Raw genomic sequence first — 2,039 nt, forward strand, 5'->3', positions numbered from 1 at the left:
TGAATACTTCTACATCCATCTACTCCATCTTTATGTGTTATTTTTTATTGTTACAAGACTTATCTTAATCCAAATAAAGTTAATAAATTTAGAACAAAAATAATAACTGCTACAATTATTGAAATTTGTAGTAATTTAGCGCCTTTAACTTCATCATATTTTTTATACTTAATACTACAAATGATACTTCCAATCGCGAATAAAGGCGTTACTATAGTTAATACAATAAAAATCCAAGTCCATACTTTTAAAGGTTTTCCAGTTTTCTCCATTTTAAATCTCCTCTCTGTAACAGTTTAAAATAATTATAAAATTAATACAATAATACAGACGATATTATAATCCATACAGTCACTACAATAGGAATTAATGATTTAAATAAAAAAATGCCATATTTTTTCTTTCTATACAAGTCCATTATTAGCCAGATAACTATAATTATCATTCCAACAAAAATAAATACAGGGTTCATAGATAAACTGTCTGCTTTAATATCACTAACAATATGTATTTTTGTAAGTATTAAAAGTGCTATAGCAATTAAAAAATAGTAAACAGATTTAATTTTCGAGACTTGTAAATCTAACTCTTGATATTCTATATCATCTTGATTTGCATTTTCCTGTTTACTAATTAGATAGTTCAAAACTTTGGGTTTTGTCCAAAAATTTTTGATTGCAAAATATATATACACAAATGAACCAATTAAAGTAAATGCTATATAATTACTTAAATCATTTCCTGTAAGTTTATTTCCAATAAAATGAAAAACAATCAACATTACTATAATAACAAAATCTAAAAAAATAGATAAAATTGAAAGATTTTCAGATTTCAGAAGACTATCAAATAGCGCTAAATAAAATATAATAAATACTCCAATCAGTACAAAATAAACCAATATTTACACATCCTTAATCATTCTCATATACCTTCGCTTTGATTTCACACCAACCTTTTTCACCTTTTCTATCATATTTAAATGTATGGTAATAAGGTGATATAAAAGTTAAATTTTCACGTTTGGCAAAATTGTTCATTTCTTCTAAAAGTTCAATTTCTTCTTCTATAAAATTATTTGTTTTAATTCTTCCTTGTAATAACATATTCAAACAAAAGTAAGTCCTATACTTAAGTTCATTACTAGGTGAAAAAGCCCTATCAACTGATGCAAAAACATCCAAATTCATTCTTTTTTCTAAATCTATTTGCGTTACAGCAAAATTAATATCTCCTACAATTAAAACATTTTTATGTTCACAACATTTTTGAAAATCTTTAAATACTCTTTCAAAATCTTCTTTGCTTATATCAAAATAGGTTTTATATGCTAAATTTTTTAACATTATATAAGAATAACTATTTTCATTCATTATCATCACCTATTTCTAATTGAGCATATATCTCAAATACAGTCCCTCCAAAGTAATCTACCATAACATGATAATAAGGTTGATCAATGACTGATAAATCATTATTTTCAGCTGCTAAGTTTATTTCTTTATATACTTGTTCAAACTCATCTTCATTAAAACATTTTTCTGATAAAGTAGGGCCAACTTCTAACATATCAATATATTCTATGTTTAATTCAGGGATATGTTGTAATTCATCATTTAAAGAAATAAAAACAGTATATTGATATTCATTAATCCCAATAAGCTTTCTTTGAAATATTATAGGTCCTGTTGGGTATATATCTTTATCAATAAAAAATTCATTTACCGTATCTAAACTTTCTAACCAATTTTCTTCTTTATCAATTTCAAATGTTATTTTTACACAATATGGCATGATAAGCATACCTAATTCCATTATAATTTCACCCCATCTTCACTAATGTCATAATTTAACAGACCTAAGTAAAAATATGTTCGTCCAATAAGCAAATGGCTACAAAATAACATTATCATTCCCATCCAAATCGTACTATTTTCTTCAGAATCAACAGGAAGAATTAATGATACATACAACAATAGTCCAAACGATAATAAAACAATTAAAATACCAATCATTCTAATAAAACTACCGTTTTGGAT

4 protein-coding genes and 1 pseudogene are annotated in these 2,039 nt (G+C 24.9%); all 5 read right to left on the bottom strand.

The window, feature by feature from the left end; translation table 11 throughout:
* Positions 1 to 59: 59 nt before the first annotated feature.
* Positions 60 to 272: a hypothetical protein gene (locus tag HMPREF3241_RS09765; RefSeq protein WP_002458315.1), complete on the bottom strand. Its 213-nt coding sequence runs from the start codon at positions 270 to 272 to the stop codon at positions 60 to 62.
* Positions 273 to 313: 41 nt separating this feature from the next.
* On the bottom strand, positions 314 to 901 hold the full coding sequence (locus HMPREF3241_RS09770; RefSeq protein ID WP_070853639.1) for a DUF5080 family protein: 588 nt from the start codon (positions 899 to 901) through the stop codon (positions 314 to 316).
* 13 nt (positions 902 to 914) lie between these two features.
* Positions 915 to 1,373, bottom strand: a complete 459-nt coding sequence (locus HMPREF3241_RS09775) for a DUF5085 family protein (RefSeq protein ID WP_002458317.1) — start codon at positions 1,371 to 1,373, stop codon at positions 915 to 917.
* A complete protein-coding gene (locus HMPREF3241_RS09780) occupies positions 1,366 to 1,815 on the bottom strand; it encodes a DUF5085 family protein (protein ID WP_032604520.1) in 450 nt (149 codons plus the stop codon). The genes HMPREF3241_RS09775 and HMPREF3241_RS09780 overlap by 8 nt, the downstream gene beginning before the upstream one ends.
* Positions 1,815 to 2,039: pseudogene (locus HMPREF3241_RS09785) on the bottom strand (DUF5079 domain-containing protein); the annotation flags it as partial. The gene HMPREF3241_RS09780 and the pseudogene HMPREF3241_RS09785, both read right to left, overlap by 1 nt.

The organism is Staphylococcus sp. HMSC34G04, assembly GCF_001838765.1.
Lineage (GTDB): Bacteria > Bacillota > Bacilli > Staphylococcales > Staphylococcaceae > Staphylococcus > Staphylococcus epidermidis.